Raw genomic sequence first — 18,146 nt, 5'->3', positions numbered from 1 at the left:
ATATGTTTTATGAGTGATATAGCCAGGCGTTTTCCGCAAAATCCATTATTATCGCCAAAAGATCTGACAGCAACCCGCGAGGGCTTGCATATTGCCTGTCTGCTCAACCCCGGTGTGTTTAAGTTTGATAATAAAACCTGGTTGCTGGTGAGGGTTGCCGAAAGGCCGCAGCAATCTGATATACATGTATCCTTCCCTATCCTTACCGCTACCGGCGAAACCCAAATAATGGAAATAGCCCTGAATGATGCCGACCTGATAGCCACTGATGCCCGTGTGGTACGATACCGGGGTGTAGATTACCTTACTACGCTTTCACACCTGCGTTTGCTTTGCAGTGATGATGGAATTAAATTTTACGAACCTGAAGGTTATTCAAAACTATTTGGCACGGGCGCTTTGCAAACTTTTGGCATTGAAGATTGCCGGGTTACCTTTTTAGAAGGCAAATTCTATTTAACATTCACGGCCGTATCTGATAGTGGTGTGGGTGTTGGCATGCGCACTACTATTAATTGGAAAACCTTTGAATCGCACGGGATGATACTGCCGCCACATAATAAAGACGTAGCCATTTTTGAGGAGAAAATAAACGGGCTTTATTATATGCTGCACCGCCCAAGCAGTGTAGATATTGGCGGCAACTACATATGGCTGGCCGAATCACCTAATGGCATACACTGGGGCAACCACAAATGTATTGTTAAAACCCGCGAAGGTTATTGGGATAGCGGCCGCGTTGGCGCGGGTACGGCACCCATAAAAACAGAAAAGGGCTGGCTTGAAATTTATCATGGCGCCACTAAAGAGCACCGCTACTGCCTGGGGGCATTTTTGCTGGACCTTAATGATCCATCAAAAGTAATTGCCCGTACCGAACATGCCATTATGGAACCAATTGAACCTTACGAGGTGAGCGGTTTTTTTGGCCATGTAGTGTTTACCAACGGCCATATTGTTGAAGCCGATGGCGATACCATAACCATGTACTACGGCGCCGCCGACGAGTTTGTATGCGGAGCGCATCTATCCATTAAAGAAATATTTGCAGCAATGGGGATAATAAGTTAATTAACAATGGCTTTTTATTTACTGTTCATGGCTTTTATAACATTGCGGGTTAGCCTTTGCAAAATGGTAGCATCCTGGGTGATGATCTCGGCATCGGCCATCATACCCTGCTTTAAGTGAACAGGCTTTTTAAGGTCTGATGACATTTTTGACCGGAAAGTTACCTTGGATATAAATATACTGTCGCGATAAGGCACGTCAGACAGGTAGGAGATCCGGCCCCTTAGCATACCATACTCTTCAAATGGGTAACTTTTTAATTTGATCAGCACCTCCTGCCCTTTTTTAACCTTGCCCAAATTATCCTGCGGGATGCTCATTTCTCCAAAGAACTGTTCATTGCCCGCATTTACATAAAACACATCCTGACCAACGGTAACCACCTGGTTCTCCTGGATTATGCCTGCATAAGTTATCCTGCCTGCCTGTGAAGCGGATAGTACATATTTTGTTCTCCAATCTTCGGCCTGGCTTATGAGACTGTTAAGGGACTGTGAAAATTTTGCTTTCTCTTCCTGCACCTGGTTATCCAGTTCCATAATTTCTTTTTGCTTGGCGAGGGAATTGGTGCTGGCATTGATCAGAGCCGCATCGGTTTGTAGCATGGGCGCTTTACGAGACAGGTATTTACTCTCCTGCTGCCTTAACTCTGCAGGGGTCTCTACTTTTTGTTGCTCCAGTTTTTTATGCATGCTATATTCTTCTTCGGCCAGTTTAAAATCGCGCTGCTGCAGTACTTTCTCTGATTGCAACTGACTGGCTTGCTGGCTCAAGGCAGATACGTCCTTTTGCAGGTAAGCACGCTTTTTCAGCAAAAACCCATCCTCTACAGATGATTTGTAGGTAAGATAAGCCTGCGAAAACGACTGGTATGAAGCCTGCAATTCGCCCAGTTCATTATTATCAGCGTTATTAAAAAATGATTTATCTATCGGCTGGTTTAGGCCCACCTGTTTTTGCATTTGCTTAAGCCTGGTTAACAACAGCAAAACCTTATCATGGCTGGCGGTACTTTCAATATAGGCCAGCGCCTGCCCCGGCTTTACTTCATCATTATTATTAACCAATAGCTTTACCAGTTTACCGGTAATTTTGGGCACTACCTGTTTAGGCATATTTGGCGAAGTAATCTTCAGCTGCGTTTTTACTATATCGGGGTATTTTATAAATGCCGATAAACTCAACAGCATTACCAGCACAAAAAAGAACAGCGTTATACCCCACCGCAACAACCATGATGGCACCGACGTAATAATATCCTGCATATCATCTGTATGCCTGACTTCCGCGCTTCTATCTGAATATATTATGGGCATAATTTATTAAATTCTAATCTTAAACTTTAAACACCATACATCAAAAGCTAAATCCGAAATCGTAAATCGTAAATCCGATATCAGGTTACATTCCCAGTTCCAGTTGGTTCTTAACCAGTTTATAGTACTCTCCTTTAAGCGAGGTAAGCTGCTTGTGCGTTCCCTGCTCAATAATATGGCCCTTGTCCAGCAAAATAATATTATCGGCATGGCTAACAGTACTTAAACGGTGCGCCACAATAACTACCGTTCGGCCGGTAAAAAACTCCTTCATATTATCCATTATCACCCGCTCGTTATTGGCATCGAGCGCATTGGTGGCCTCATCAAAAAATATGTACTCGGGGTTCTTGTAAACTGCCCTTGCTATCAGTAAACGTTGCCGCTGCCCCTGGCTTATGCCATTACCCTCGGCGCCTATTTTGGTTTTTAACCCCAACGGCAGGCCGTCAATAAAATCCTGTATGTTGGCCACTTTTATAGCATGGCGCAGTTTGTCTTTGTCAGGATAATCGTCTCCAACAGAAATGTTGCGCTCTATAGAATCCGAAAATATAAAACCATCCTGCATTACCACACCACAGTGCCCCCGCCATGTTTTAAAACCAATATTGGTGAGTGACTGCTCCCCTATTCTGATGTCGCCTTTTTCGGGCTCATAAAAGCGGAGCAGCAATTTTAATATGGTGGTTTTACCGCTACCGCTCATGCCAACTATAGCGGTGGTTTTTCCCTGCGGGATACTGAGGTTAATGTTTTGCAAAACCGGCTCGTTACCTGCGCCCGGATAGCGGAATGTAAGATTATTAAGGCTGATACTTAAGTTATGCGGCAATGTATGGCTAAATTCTTTATCCACAGGTTCCTCATCAGCCATCTGGTGGATCTCGTTCAAGCGTTCCAAACTGATCTTGGCATCCTGGAAGCCCTGGATAAAGGTTAAAAACTGCTGTATGGGGCTGTTAAGCTGGCCTATAATATATTGCACCGCTATCATCGCTCCCAGGGTAAGCTGTCCGTCTATTACCGCCTTGGCGCTTAAAAAGGTAATGAGTAAATTGGTGGTTTCGTTAATAAACGTTGAGCCGCCCTGCTGATACTGGCTCAGTGCCAGGTTTTTTACATTGAACTTAAACAGCCTTGCCTGCAGGTGTTCCCATTCCCAGCGTTTTTGCTGTTCGCAGTTATTCAGCTTTATTTCCTGCATCCCGCTAACCAGTTGTACTATGCTGCTTTGGTTTTTTGAGGAGATCTCAAAGCTTTTATAATTAAGCTCGCGCCTGCGTTTTAAAAAGGCCAGTATCCAGCCAATGTATAAAGTACTGCTTACTACGTAAACAAAAAATATAGTGGTGTTGTAATAGGCTAATACTATCGAAAACACTATAAGGTTGAACATGGAGAATAGCGTGCTAAGGGTTGATCCTGTTAAAAAGGTCTCTATGCGGCGCTGGTCATTCATCCGCTGCATAATATCGCCCGTCATTTTGGTATCAAAGAAGCTGATAGGCAGCTTCATAAGCTTTATGAGGAAATCTGTAAGGATAGATATATTTACCCTGGTACTGATATGCAGCAGGATCCATGAGCGGATAAACTCCACACTCACCCTGCCAATGATCAACGCGGCCTGGGCGATAATAACAATATATATAAAGTTGAGGTTACGGGTATTGATACCAATATCAACTACAGACTGTGTAAGGAACGGCGTTACCAGTTGCAGCAGCGTACCTATGCCCAGCCCAAAAAGCAACTGGATAACCAACTGCCGGTAGGTGATCAAATAACGCAGTAAAAAGCTCCAGCTTACTTCACTGCCTTTTTCATCTTCCTGTTCATAAAAGTGCGGGGTTGGGCTCAGTAGTAAAGCAATACCCTCTTTATTTTCCGCATCAGACAGCCAGTTCTTGCTAAACTCAGCTTCGGTTAAGGTAACCAGGCCATTACCCGGGTCGGCAATGTAATATTTGTTGTTACTGATCTTGTAAAGCACCACAAAATGGTTCTGGCGCCAGTGTAATATACAAGGCAGTTCGGCTTCCTTTAAATCAGCTACACTTAACTTGGCGCCTAATGAGCGGAAACCAACCTTTTCGGCAGCGTCACTAATTCCCAAAAGGGAAACCCCCTCACGGTTTATTTCGCACAGTTCCCTTAAAGTTTGCAGCTTTATATTGCGGCCGAAATGTTTGGCCACCATGCGTAAACAGGTTGGGCCGCAGTCCATTTGATCGGGTTGTTTATAAAAGGTGAAGGACATAGGTAAGGTTGAATACTAAATGTAAATCTTGTTGTGCAACTACTTAACAAGGTAGGTATAAATAAATCTCCCCAAACGCCCGTCAAAGGAAACCCCTTCTACAACTACTCTGTAAAGCCCTTTGCTATCAGCATTGAAAAATGTTAAGCTGGCTTTTCCATCCTGTTCAGTTGACACTTTGGGATTCCAGTAAACTACATCCCGTAGATCAGGTTTTTCCTGTTTCACTTTATCTGTTGGATTATAAAATTCACGCGAACGATAATAGCCCTTTACAAGAAAGGTTGACATTCCACTAACGGCATCTTTCCTGAAATTATGGTTCGGGTCTCTCCTTTTGGTGTTAATTACAATAACACCTTTATCGAGTACACCTACACCAAGACCATTTGTATGGATTTCAATCGATTCTATTTCATCCGGGTTCATCGACTGCAGGATATCATTGTCTGTTAATGCACCATCTATCATAGTTACAAAATATTCTGGAAAAAATGGTCGCCTTCCTATATACTTTGGCTGATTTTCTTTATTAAAACGAATAAATGGGTTATACTTCTCAATTATGTATTTTAAACTGCTTTCACCTTTAATTTTTTTATTATCAATGACATTATATGCAAAATTTCTTCCCAAAACAGTTGAAGAGTATGCCTGCTTTTTACTTTTCACAATTACTTCTTTTAATTGCCTAACGTTATTGCTTATGTGGTTTGTCGTCATCTCATTGTTACGTTTTTCGTTTGCTACCGTGTAATCTGTCTCTATCAATGAGTCCCTTACCAGGCTATCGAATGCTGTTAACTCCGGCTCAGGTACAGTATTCAAAAAGATTGCTACGTTATTTTTGTTTTTAACATCCTTTGTTTGAATAGCAAATGATGTAGGATCATCAAAGTCAAGATCACTAAATTTAAAACTACCATCATTAGTTGTAACGGTATTTAGCAACACCGGCATTCCACCGCTATTTGCAAAAGCGTAAATTTTGCTCTTAATGACCGGGCTTTTTGTTTTCGTTAACAATTTGCCGCTGATTTGCAAGCCATTTTCCGGGGCAAATGGCAATCCTGTACTATCGGTAGCTATTTTTTTCCAAATAAACCGCCTCCATCCTTGCGTTAACAGTAGATTATCTAAATGCAATGCGCGTTCATTACTATCTGCTTTAGTCCAAGCCAAAAAATAATAACTTGGATGCTCAATACATCCTTTTACGTCCGAAGCTAATAATAGATTTGACTGTATGGTCGATTCGGCTTCTTCATTTTCAGGGACTTTAGTGACACTCGTAACAGCAACCGAATAGTTTCCAGGTAGAGGTTTGCCCCCTTCATCGACAGAACTGAAATCCAGGGTTATTTTTTCTGAAGGTGAATATTCCTCTTTTGCTGAGCTTATTTTTAATTGCAGGTCTTTTGCATCGTCATTAAATATGAGCCTCTCAGCCACCGGGATGTTTTGAGCTGAAGAAAGTGTAAGCCTGATAACACCCGCAGGCAAGTATTTTCTGGGTATGCTTGCCTTACAGCGACCTTTCTCCGCTGTAATTTTCACCGAATAATATACAAGCCAGTCGCCTTGTGCTGTCAATATAATTTCCTCCTGCCCTGTAGTATTATTGTTTGCTATGTTCACGTGAACGCTATCGCTCTCCCGGTTATTAACAGTAAGCACGTATCCGTGAAGACGGACTTCAGGCAAAGGGATGCACATTTCACCTTTACCGGGCGTAGTAATCACTGCTTTATAAAAACTGCCCGCCGCAGGCGTTAATGGAAACGCCCCAATACCGGCATGTGTGGTGTGGAACGATGCCACAATATGCCCATTCTGATCAATAACATCGCCACCTGCATTTTTACCCAAGCCGTCATAACCAGTTATTTTAACCCCAACCTTGCTCCGCAATCCGGCAACCAATTCTCCGCCTTCGGGAAAAAACTGGACATTCATCTTTTTTGCGGTATCTCGAGTTATCTCTTTTTGTTGCGGGCCTGCTTCAGGTGAACCACTATTTATAACCGGAATTTCCTTTTCAAAAAACGTGTCAGAGCCAAAATTCCGCATCCAGTTGGTAAATGCATAAATACGGTAACGCCCCCCTTTTAATGTGTCTGGCAAAATGATATCGCCATTTGTGAGTCCGGAATCGACGGGAAGCAGCATATTTTTAACAATATGTTTATAGCTATCAATCAGGTTAACGTGTAATACTTTGCTTATAGATGAGGGCCTGTTACTTCCCGCTGTAACAATATATGCCTTAAACCATATTGTGTCGCCAGCGGCATAAAAAGGCTTATCAAAATGAATGTGAACCTTCTCTCTCTCAATTTGTGGTTGGGTTTGCCCCAAACTATAGTTAACAAATGTAGGACTAAGCAAAAAAATAATTAAAGCGAAGAAAAAACATGGGATTTCTTGAATGTATTTATTCATGATTGCTTTACTTCAAAAATCTATATAGTTTTTAAGATTATCTTTAATATCTACATTGGTGATGGTTTGTAAACTATCTTCCAGACTTTCGCGATTTAAAAGCTTTGCTTTGCTATTGTACTCCTTCACCAAAAAGTATAGAAAATATTCCCGGACATAGGCATTAGGATATTTATTAATGTAATTAAACAAAGCAACTGCATCCGCATGGCTGGTAAGTTGTTTGAATTTTATTTGTACCAACCTTGTTAAGTACCGCTTAAACAAGTTTTCCTGTACGAAATTAAAATGTGTATCGCCGGGTAAAAACCTGGTGGCTAAAAAAGAATCATCTAAAGTTTTGGAGAAGTTACCCAGGCCCGGATTATTGCTTTTATACAATTCATTTTCGAAGTATATCATATTAAAAAAAAACTGATTCTGTTCCGCCCTTTTCACGAAGCCAATTAATGCCGGAGAACATTGCAAAGAAGTTAGGATCTTATCAAAATAATTAAAATACACCTTTTCAAATGTATTGAGATCCTGATAGAGTAAAAGAGGGTTTTTCTGATATTTTGCGCCATCAAAATCCGGAAAATAGCTATCCAGTTTTTTTGTCATAATATAATTGGAATAAATATAATTTCCCGAATGTACCCCAGTAGCTAAAAGGCTATCAACCTGCTCATCCATCGTCTTTGAAACAAGTCTCCATGTTAACTGGATGTTATCGCCTGGGGTGATATAAATAGGTTTTAGATTCAAATACAGTATCCCGGGTATTGGTTCGTTATAAGTTAGGGTGTAATGTGTTTCATCTTGTTTTGTTAACAGATAGTTACCGGCCTTCTCAAACAGCGACAAATGATTTATTTGTAGCTGTGTACTATTCTCTAATGTGATAGATATATTGGCTGGTTTTTGGGCTTCGCATACAAAACCAAAAAAAAGTATAAAAAGAATGTAAGCTAATATTTTCATGAGGGTGTTAACTAAAAAGTTTGTGGACAAAACAAATAAAGCCCGGAATTAAATCCCGGGCTGAAAATGATTAGCAGGCGAAATTCCCAGTAGCTGAGTTTTCACAGTGGTTATGTGCGCCAACTTGTTGCCAGGCAGGTAGGGTATTGCAATTTCCTGTGTGATTTAGCCCATCTGATGTTGTACACACTATTGTACCACCCATCGGTTCGCAATAGGCGGGGCATGGATTAACTAATCCGCCCATTACATTTTTCATCTCAGTTCTGCTGAGTTTGTTAAAGTTTGACATAAAAATAAAAAACTTAATAATTGATTATCTTTGCCGTAACCACGCCCCGGCAATTTGGCGGCATGTATGTTAAGTGCATGCTCCTTTACTTTCGCGAGAAGTTTCTTTATTGCTGTTAGCCCAGCATATATTTAATATCTTTTATTTGGTATGCATTTGGTAAAACGTAACCGTTAACCAGCAGGGTGGGCGTGGCTTTTATTTCGGCCAGTTGGCACCATGCTTTTTGCTTATCAAGCTGTACAAAATCTGCTTTATTTAATTGAACCGGGTAGAGCTTTGCCCATGCCTCGTAATTTTTTTGTTTTTGGTTATACCAATCGTGCAGGGCTTGTTTAACAATAGCTTTATCAGGCAATTGATTTAATGCCATGAGGTGTCGGGTTACCGGGGTTTTGATGTCTTTTTCACTATTGTCGGCTGTAAAAACTATTCTTGCCTGTATGTCGGGGTTGTGGTTTAACCAATCGTTCAGCACATCATGCACTTTGGCACATGGCGGGCAGTACGGGTTGCTTACCATAGTAATAATATTTTCGGCCTCAACATTCCCTAAAACAATGCTCCACTCCTCTGCCGGCATGGCATACTTAGGCTGCTCTTTTAACAGAGAATTGAAAAGCTCGCCGTTGTATTTAAATTGCCGCAACTGATCTTTTAGCGGTTTTACCTGCTGCGCTTTTAATAACAATGGCTTGAGTAAAAGCCATGTTGCTACGGGCAACGTCATACAAATTAAAAGGTTAAACCATCCGGTGGCATTTAAAAATTCAAAAGGCTGTGTAAACGATATTACCAGCGGAACAAACTCCAGCCATAGCAATACCTGCACGGTGCAGCATAGTACGCACCACTGTTTGGCTACCCTTGCCTGGTAATAAATAGAATAAACCGTATAAGGCAGGCTAAGGATGTTGAGTATGGCTAAAATCTGCAGCATAGCAATACTGCCACCGCTAAACATTAACGTTAGCCAGGTACCCGCGAAATAAAAAAAGCCTACCTCGCTCCAGGTAAGTCCTTCAAATACATTTGCAGCTTTTGATGATAATATGGTGTTACAATTAGCTTTATTATTGCCTCTGCACAGGGTTTGCACCAAGGGGTTATTTTTATCAATACTTTGTATCAGCAATAAAACAGACACCGCTAAGCCACCTGTTTTAAATAACCAGGCTAATGCATTTTGCCAGCTCATAAAAACAGATGAATGTAATACAACCCCTGCTATAAATGCAATAAACAGCAATGCAATAGCCAGCGGATAACGGATCTTTTCTATAGAAAAACTCCCTGATGTTTTATTTTGAGATAGGGTTGTTTCATTGGTTTCGGGCACCAGCACTACACCATCAAAGATATTTTCAAATTCCTTAACGTCTATTTTATAGTCTTTCTTATTTTGATCGGTAACAGTTACCGTGTTTGTATCTAAGCTTTTTACCAGTAAAAATTCTGTGCCCGATTTGCGTGTATGGGCTATAAACGGACAAGGCACACCGGGCAATTCGTCGCTATTAATACGGTACGCCCCAGATTCGATCCCGAAGTTGTTTAGCACATCATTCAATGCCAGTAAATTAGGATAATCCGGATGGATGTTTAACTCGTTGATAACCTCGGTTGCAGTTACGGGCGAACCCAGCAAACGTAATAACTCAATCAATACAGCATCAGGGTTTAACTGCTTGGCAAAAAAGGGCATAAATTGTTTATGATAGGTTGGTTTGATAAAGCTAATTAATTAATATGCAATAACTGTCATTTATTTAAAAAACAGGTATTTCTACCTGTACTTAATAATATACACTTAAATAATGTGAATTTTACGGTTATAATGGTTAATATTTATTCACAAGATTGATCGATATCTTACAAAAAGCATGTTAAATTTCCTTATAGTTAATCATGATCATTAACACATTGTAAGTTAATTGAAGACTTCCTATACTTGATTAAACAGAAAGTTTAACTTTGCAACAATTCATAAAATATCCTGTATATATGGTAAAAACCGGCCACCCTATTTATAATCTTCAGTTTGGTTTGGTTTGTCTTAGCTCCTTGTTATTCTCGGCCAGTTTTAATATGCTGATACCTGAATTGCCTGCTTATTTGAGCAGCATGGGTGGTGCCGAATACAAAGGATTAATAATTGCTTTATTTACACTCACGGCGGGTATCTCCCGCCCTTTTAGCGGCAGGCTTACAGATACGCTTGGCCGGATACCGGTAATGGCAGTTGGCTCAATAGTTTGTTTTGTATGCGGCTTTCTTTATCCTGTTCTGGGCTCCGTTGCAGGCTTTCTTTTTTTGAGGCTGATACATGGCTTCTCCACCGGTTTTAAGCCCACAGCAACCGCCGCCTACGTGGCCGATATTGTCCCCAGGGAACGCTGGGGAGAGGCGCTGGGTTTTCATGGTTTATGCTTTAGTACAGGCTTAGCTATTGGGCCGGCTATTGGCAGCTCAATTACACTGATGTTTTCATTAAATGCGCTTTTTTACACTTCTTCGCTATTTGCGTTAATGTCTATTGTGATATTAATGAACATGAAAGAAACCCTCAAAGTAAAACAGCGCTTTAGTTTATCTATTCTAAAAATATCAAGAAGAGATATTATAGCACTGGAAGTGCTGCCGGCGGCTGTGGTTACCTTTCTATCTTATATTGCTTATGGCGCTATCCTTACCTTAATCCCTGATTGGGGCGGGCACCTGGGTGTAATTAATAAAGGTTTGTTCTTTATGGTATTTACTATAACATCCTTACTTATCCGTTTTGTGGCCGGCAAGGCATCAGATAAATATGGGCGTATCCATGTTATTAATACCGGGCTTGTTCTACTGGTAATATCCCTGTTAATTGTTGGCTACGGAGATAGCTTCGCAGGGTTAATGCTTGGTGCAGCGGTATATGGTGTAGCTACGGGTATCCTTTCACCTGCCCTAAATGCCTGGACGGTGGATATGAGCCACCCCGAGCATCGCGGCAAAGCAATGGCTACCATGTATATTTCGTTAGAAGCAGGTATTGGCTTGGGGGCCTTGTTTTCGGGCTGGTACTACCAGGATGTAATAGCCAGGATCCCCCTGATCATGTACGTATCTGCCGGTATTACGGTTATTGCACTGGCCTACATGGCATTTCGCTCAAAGGTAAATGATGAGAAACAGGCCGAAATTATAGCTGAGTGATAAATTACTACAAGACAGTAAAGAAACTACAAGACAGTAAAGAATTGTATTTTTAAAGCGTTACCTAACCACCTATCATAATAAATGAGAAAATTTGTACTATGTTTTTTTATTTTACAGTTTTATTGCCTCGTTACTTTTGCACAAAGCTTTTATGTAAGTACCTATGTAAATGATGATATCGGGATTCCTACAGGCTATATACAGAAAATTACAATAACTCCAACCGGCGTTACCTATCAACCTGTTGCCACATGCCCTAATACCTTTTTTTTCTCAATAGCAATGAAGGGTAACAATTTTTATTGGCTTGATAATAATCAATTTTATAAAGCCGACTTTAATGGAAATACCTTGAGCAACTGTATTAAATTAGCGGACTTTCCATCTACCAGCAATTCGCTAACAGTTGGCCCGGATGGTAATGCTTATTATATAGATTATAGCTTAAAAAGCTTTAATCCCAGCACTTTAGAAGTAAAAGATTATGGACAATTAAATTATTCACCAAGTGGCGATATAACTTTTTTTAATGGTGATCTATACATGGCTTCAGGAGAGGGCATTGTTAAGATTGATAAAAACAGCCCGGCTAACAGCACGTTAATTATACCTACAACCGGTTCAATATTTGGTTTAGTAAGTGTTGCCACAAGTATACGTAACAACACGGTTTATGCATTAATGTATATCAGTGAAAGCCAAACAGATATTTATGAGCTTGATATTGACAGTAAAAAAGTGGTGGGTAAGGTAGGATCGCTACCTTTTGCTGTACTTGATGCTGCCAGCATGGTTGAGGATGGAAACATACAAGGAGTAAAAATTGATAAAATAAACATCCATCAGGATTGTGATGCACCTACAAAAGGCATTATTGAAGTAATAACTCCACCACATACAGATATATTTACTTATACATTAAACAATGGTTTAACTAATAATACCGGCGTCTTTACCGACCTGGCAAGTGGCGCTTATCAGTTAACGGTAAGTTCCGTATTAGATAGCCAAACCAGTTCATTTGTTGTTCCCGCATACACACTTACAAAACCTCAGTACACCGTTGGCATAACTAATTTAAATTGTGATAATCCCGGACAGATTGCTTTTGTTACTGATATCAATAGCACATACACTATCAAATATAAAACAAACAATTTTCCGCTGAACCATGTCTTTACGGATTTATCGGCAGGCAGTTATCATTTTGAAATTTACAATGAAAGCGGTTGCAAGACCGATGAAAAAGATGTTATTGTTTCAAAAGATAAATGTGTTATACAATTTAACGAAATAGTTAATCAAAAAGAATGCTCCGCTATTAACAAAGGAAGTATACAAGTGCTAACCAATTTACATACTGGCATTTACACTTACTTATTAAACGGAATAAGTAATACTACCGGAATATTTAACATGCTTGATCCGGGTAGCTATTCTGTAAAGATAATATCTGCCGAAGACGAGATAAATATACCGGCAGTTGTTCCTGACTATCAATTATTACATCCTGATATTACTTACATAGTTAATAACCCGGTATGTGCCATTAAGGGAAATATTAAATTTGATATAAAGGCAGGCATTTCTCAATACAAGATAAAATACGGATCTGTCACCTACCCATTTGATCATTTATTTACTGATATGCAAGCAGGTATTTATCACTTTATTGTTTTAAATAAAGACGATTGCCTTATTGATGAGTACGATGTAAAACTTGAATACCAACCATGCCCTGTGGTAATTAACAACGTTAATGTAACTGCAGAATGTAATGTATTGGGTAAAGCAACTTTACAGGTAAGTGTTGAGTCAATACCTGAAATTCTAAATTACAAGCTCAAAAACACAACCAACACTACAGGTATATTTAATATGCTTAGCCCCGGCAGTTATATACTTACAGTTACGGCTTCAGGTGGCAATTCGCAGACGCAAACGGTGCTCGTGCCCGATTTTAGTTTAAACAAACCGTTTACTACAATTAAGCAGGTAAATCCTATATGTACACTTACCGGGCAAATCAATTTTACAGTTGGAACAAATGCCGCTTTATATGATATAGAATATAATTCAACTATTTATCCTTCAGATTACACATTTAAGGGATTATATGCCGGCACCTACCATTTTTCAATACTTAAAAAAGATGGTTGCATTGCTGATGCGATAGACGTTACATTAGTTGAAGAAGCTTGTAACCCGGTATCATTCCCAACTGCATTTACCCCAAACCAAGATGGCATTAACGATATTTTCAGAGCTGACCCGTCAAGCAAAGCTACAAATTACCGAATTCAGATATTTAACAGGATGGGTAATGTAATGTTTACAACAACAAATGTAACCGAAGGATGGAATGGAGGTTATAAAGGCAAACCTGTACCAACGGGCATCTATTATTATATAGCAACCTATACCACACAGGAAAATAAGCCGGCAATGTTAAAGGGCAGCATTACAGTATTAAGGTAAATAAGGAGACTTCATTCCTAAACTTCCTTGCGGCGATATAATAGCCAGGATCCCCCTTATCATGTACATATCTGCCGGCATTACGGTTATTGCACTAGCATACATGGCATTTCGCTCAAAGGTAAATGATGAGAAACGGGTCGAAATTATAGCTGATTAATTTAAGTAAAAAGGCCAGTTTAAAACCGGCCCTTTACATTATATCACTTCGTTAATACTCATTTCCCGCAACTCTTTGGGTTCATTTGGCCTGCCGTTTTTAAATGCCTTACGTGGTTTTAGTCCCAGTAATTCAAACATGGCCATATCCTCATCAAAAGAAGGGTTTGGCGTGGTCAGTAATTTTTCACCTGCAAAAATGGAGTTAGCGCCTGCCATAAAGCAAAAAGCCTGTTCAATCGTACTCATCTCTGTGCGGCCGGCCGAAAGCCTTACCACAGTTTTAGGCATTATGATACGGGTGGTAGCTATCATCCTTACCATATCCCAAACAGATACACGTGGCTGTTCTGCCAATGGTGTGCCCTTTACCGGCACCAACGCGTTAATCGGAACAGATTCGGGGTGCTTAGGCAGGTTTGATAATGTTTTAAGCATCGATATACGGTCGGCAACGGTTTCGCCTAAACCAATAATACCACCGCTGCATACACTGATCTTGGCTTTGCGCACGTGCTCCAGTGTTTGTAAACGATCATCATAAGTACGGGTAGTAATAATACGTTTATAATCATCCTCAGAAGTATCTAAATTATGATTGTAAGCATACAGGCCCGCATCGGCTAAACGCTGCGCCTGGCTCTCTGTAAGCATGCCCAACGTGCAGCATACCTCCATATCCATAGCGTTAACAGCCTTTACCATATCAATTACTTTGTCAAAATCGCGGTTATCGCGTACTTCACGCCAGGCAGCGCCCATGCAAAGCCTTGAGGCGCCGCCGTCTTTAGCTTTTTGGGCTACGGCTACCACCTCTTCTTTAGGCATAATGGCATGTACATCAACGCCTGTATTATAACGTGCCGCTTGCGGGCAATAAGCGCAATCCTCAGGGCAACCGCCTGTTTTTATCGAGATCAGCGAACTGATCTGTACTTCTGAATAATCTGAATTTTCGCGGTGGATGCTTGCTGCCCTGTAAACAAGGTCGAGCAAAGGTGAATGGTATATTTCGGCTATTTGTTCCTGGGTCCAATCGTATCTTACTTCTGTCATTAGCTTAAGTTTTATATCTACTAATTAATTTTGGTTACCTTACGTAAACACACTAAGGCGCAAAGATTCAAAGATTATTTACTATTTCTGTTATTTCTATTCAGTTTTCGCGCAAAGACGCTAAGACGCAAAGCATTAAAGATTATTTACTATTTCCGTTATTTCTATTCAGTTTTCGCGCAAAGACGCAAAGTATTAAAGATTATTTATTATTCTTGTTATTCTATTCAGTTTTCACGCAAAGACGCTAAGGCGCAAAGCATTAAAGATTATTTACTATTCTTGTTATACTATTCAGTTTCACGCAAAGGCGCTAAGACGCTAAGCATTAAAGATTATTTACTATTCTTGTTATACCTGTTTTTATTAGCGGCTCATTAAAATTAATTAAAAGTCCCACTTTGCAACCTGATAATTTCAGGTAGGTTAAAACCTGTTTTGAATGTACAGGTGCTACCTCAGCAACTGATTTTAGTTCAACAACAACCTTATTTTCTACTATCAAATCGGCCCGAAAACCAATATCCATTTTAATCTCTTTCCATGATACCGCAATACCTTTTTGCTTTTCAACTTTAAGGTTTTTACTTAATAATTCAAAATACATTATTTCCTCGTAAACAGACTCTAAAAGGCCAGGCCCAAGTTTAGAATGAATCTCAAACGCTGTATTTACAATTATTTTTGAAAGTTCATTCTCATCCATGTTCTTAGCGTCTTTGCGAGAAACTAATTCTAAAATCTCAAATTTATAATAAAAAGCTTGATGCAAGCCAAAGCGGCAACAAAAAGCCTATGCAATCTGTAAAGGTGGTAATGATTATGGATGATGCCACTGCAGGGTCAACACCTACCCTTTTCAAAATCAGCGGGATAGATGCACCTGTTAAACCGGCAATGATAAGGTTACCTGTCATAGCTAAAAACAACACCGCGCCTAATTTTGGGTCGGCATCGTAGAACATGGCAATCAGGAATACAATTAAACCATTGGCCGCGCCGTTTAACATCCCAACTAAAAACTCTTTTAAAACGGTATTGTATGATTGCCTGTCTGATAGGTCGCTTAGCGAAATACGCCTTACTGTAACGGCCAGCGCCTGGGTAGCCGCATTACCACCCATACCGGCAATAATGGTCATATAAGCTGCTATACTTGGTATTTGTTTAACCGTAGGCTCAAAATGGCGAATAACAGAAGCAGCTAAATAAGCGGTCCCTAAATTAATTATCAACCAGGGCAAGCGGCTTTTTATCGCGTCTTTCCAGTTACCGCTTAGTTCCTCATCCTCAGATACACCGCTTATCTTCAAGAGATCTTCGGTGTTCTCCTCCTCCATTACGTCAATAATATCATCAACCGTAACCCGGCCAAGTAATTTCATATTATTATCAACAACAGGGATACTGGTGAGGTTATATTGCGATATCAGGCGGGCAACCTCTTCCTGGTCAAGATCAGCATTTACATATACAAAATCGGTATCTACCAAATCGCTTACACGGGCATCGCCCCTGGCTTTTATAACCGTTTTAATGGAAAGTATCCCTTTCAGCGTGTTATCATCATCAACAACGCAAATGGTATAAAACTCCTCCATCTCTTCTGACTGGCGGATGATCTCTTCCAGGGCTTCCTTTTTATCCAGGTTAATGTGCACCTTGATGATCTCGGAGTTCATCAACCCACCGGCCGTATCCTCATCATAATTTAAAAGGGCACGTATACTGGTCGCATCTTCCTGATCAATGTCCTCTAGAATCTCCTTTTGGTCTTCTTCATCCAGCTGCGAGATAATGTCGGTAGCAACGTCATAATCCAATTCCTCAACAATCTCTGACCGTTTCTCGGGATGCAGGCCCACCAAAAGTTCCTCCGGGTGCGATTCCTCGGTCATCTCTGATATTACCTCAGATGCAATATCCGCCGGAAGTATATTGATGATGCGCTCCTTAGCCTCCTGTGGAAGCCTTTCGAAAAGTATGGCAATCTCCGAGGCGTGATATTCTTTCAGAACCAACTGTAATTCAGCATCATCAGCCTCAAGGGCAGCCTTAATGCGGAGCAGATCGGTTTTATCTATATCAAAAGATTGCATATGCCACTAAAATAGGCATATTTAATTAATATGGATATGGTTTGTGTATTATTTGGTGCCGGCCGTTTGAGAAATTTGAATAGGCTTGTTTGCAGATATTATGATATGGTTTTGAATGCTATTTATAATGTGTTTTGTCTTGTAGAACCCGAGGTTTAAACATTAACCATATTGGCGTTGCCTGCGGCCCGGGTTATCCGCTCATACTGCGCAGGCCTTAGCCATAGGGCCGGTATCCGCTGCTACCCCTAACGCGGGCTCACCCGCTATAATTATAAACCACCCTTACCCCGCTTACTTTGTTCAGCTTGCTCATCACCTGCTCTACCTGTGTTTTGCGTACGGAGAACCTGATCTCGCAATTCAACTCCGAACGCTGCTCCATTATCTGTAATTGCTCATCTTTTATGATGCGCATAACATCGTTCATCTGCAGGTAATCAAACGTGATGGTATAAATATCGTTAACCGTTTTTTCTATGATCTGCGCTTCGTTCAGCGCTGCTTCGGTAGCTGCCTTGTAGGCATTTATTAACCCGGGAACACCTAACAGTGTCCCGCCGAAATAGCGTACCACTACCACCAGCACGTTAGTAATATTTTTGGATAACAGTGTGTTCAATATTGGCCTGCCCGCTGTGCCTGAGGGTTCGCCATCGTCGTTCACTCGGAAAACCGAGCGGTCGATCCCCAGCCTTATTGCCCAGCAATGATGATTGGCCTTGGGGTGTTCGGCTTTTAAATTGGCTACAATGGCCTTTATCTCAGTATCTGAACTTACAGGATACGCAAAAGCTAAAAACTTA

The 18,146-nt window shown here is 40.7% G+C and carries 12 protein-coding genes; 3 read left to right on the top strand and 9 right to left on the bottom strand.

The annotated features are described in order from the left end of the window. Positions 1 to 9: 9 nt before the first annotated feature. Positions 10 to 1,071, top strand: a complete 1,062-nt coding sequence (locus tag WC743_RS25745; RefSeq protein ID WP_373016428.1) for a glycoside hydrolase family 130 protein — start codon at positions 10 to 12, stop codon at positions 1,069 to 1,071. 14 nt (positions 1,072 to 1,085) lie between these two features. On the opposite strand, the gene WC743_RS25740 is transcribed toward WC743_RS25745, so the two are convergent. The 5 genes from WC743_RS25740 to WC743_RS25720 form a co-directional block, all read right to left on the bottom strand. Then, positions 1,086 to 2,387 (bottom strand): HlyD family secretion protein, encoded by a 1,302-nt coding sequence (locus tag WC743_RS25740; protein ID WP_373016427.1) that lies wholly within the window; start codon positions 2,385 to 2,387, stop codon positions 1,086 to 1,088. 85 nt (positions 2,388 to 2,472) lie between these two features. Further along, positions 2,473 to 4,650, bottom strand: a complete 2,178-nt coding sequence (locus WC743_RS25735; RefSeq protein ID WP_373016426.1) for a peptidase domain-containing ABC transporter — start codon at positions 4,648 to 4,650, stop codon at positions 2,473 to 2,475. Positions 4,651 to 4,689: 39 nt separating this feature from the next. Next, a complete protein-coding gene (locus tag WC743_RS25730) occupies positions 4,690 to 7,092 on the bottom strand; it encodes a hypothetical protein (protein ID WP_373016425.1) in 2,403 nt (800 codons plus the stop codon). A gap of 12 nt (positions 7,093 to 7,104) precedes the next feature. After that, complete coding sequence (locus WC743_RS25725; RefSeq protein WP_373016424.1) at positions 7,105 to 8,055, bottom strand: hypothetical protein; 951 nt, start codon at positions 8,053 to 8,055, stop codon at positions 7,105 to 7,107. Between the two features lie 407 nt (positions 8,056 to 8,462). Further along, on the bottom strand, positions 8,463 to 10,052 hold the full coding sequence (locus WC743_RS25720) for a cysteine peptidase family C39 domain-containing protein (protein WP_373016423.1): 1,590 nt from the start codon (positions 10,050 to 10,052) through the stop codon (positions 8,463 to 8,465). A gap of 299 nt (positions 10,053 to 10,351) precedes the next feature. On the opposite strand from WC743_RS25720, the gene WC743_RS25715 reads away from it, so the two are divergent. After that, positions 10,352 to 11,545 carry an MFS transporter gene (locus WC743_RS25715; protein WP_373016422.1) on the top strand — a complete coding sequence of 398 codons (1,194 nt, stop codon included), beginning with the start codon at positions 10,352 to 10,354 and terminating at the stop codon, positions 11,543 to 11,545. An 84-nt stretch (positions 11,546 to 11,629) separates the two neighbouring features. Further along, positions 11,630 to 14,026 carry a gliding motility-associated C-terminal domain-containing protein gene (locus WC743_RS25710; RefSeq protein WP_373016421.1) on the top strand — a complete coding sequence of 799 codons (2,397 nt, stop codon included), beginning with the start codon at positions 11,630 to 11,632 and terminating at the stop codon, positions 14,024 to 14,026. Between the two features lie 198 nt (positions 14,027 to 14,224). On the opposite strand, the gene bioB is transcribed toward WC743_RS25710, so the two are convergent. The 4 genes from bioB to WC743_RS25690 form a co-directional block, all read right to left on the bottom strand. Then, on the bottom strand, positions 14,225 to 15,241 hold the full coding sequence (gene bioB / locus WC743_RS25705) for a biotin synthase BioB (protein ID WP_373016420.1): 1,017 nt from the start codon (positions 15,239 to 15,241) through the stop codon (positions 14,225 to 14,227). A gap of 328 nt (positions 15,242 to 15,569) precedes the next feature. Then, the gene (locus tag WC743_RS25700; protein WP_373016419.1) at positions 15,570 to 15,947 is read right to left on the bottom strand and encodes a GxxExxY protein; all 378 of its coding nucleotides are present in this window, start codon (positions 15,945 to 15,947) and stop codon (positions 15,570 to 15,572) included. Between the two features lie 43 nt (positions 15,948 to 15,990). Next, positions 15,991 to 17,340 carry a magnesium transporter gene (gene mgtE, locus WC743_RS25695; RefSeq protein WP_373016418.1) on the bottom strand — a complete coding sequence of 450 codons (1,350 nt, stop codon included), beginning with the start codon at positions 17,338 to 17,340 and terminating at the stop codon, positions 15,991 to 15,993. A gap of 259 nt (positions 17,341 to 17,599) precedes the next feature. Further along, positions 17,600 to 18,146, bottom strand: a 547-nt coding sequence (locus tag WC743_RS25690) for a YigZ family protein (protein WP_373016417.1), incomplete at its 5' end; no start/stop codon positions are given.

Source organism: Mucilaginibacter sp. (genome assembly GCF_041660805.1).
Classification (GTDB): Bacteria; Bacteroidota; Bacteroidia; order Sphingobacteriales; family Sphingobacteriaceae; genus Mucilaginibacter.
Note: the sequence above shows the minus strand (reverse complement) of the source record. Positions and strands in the feature narration are given on the sequence as shown.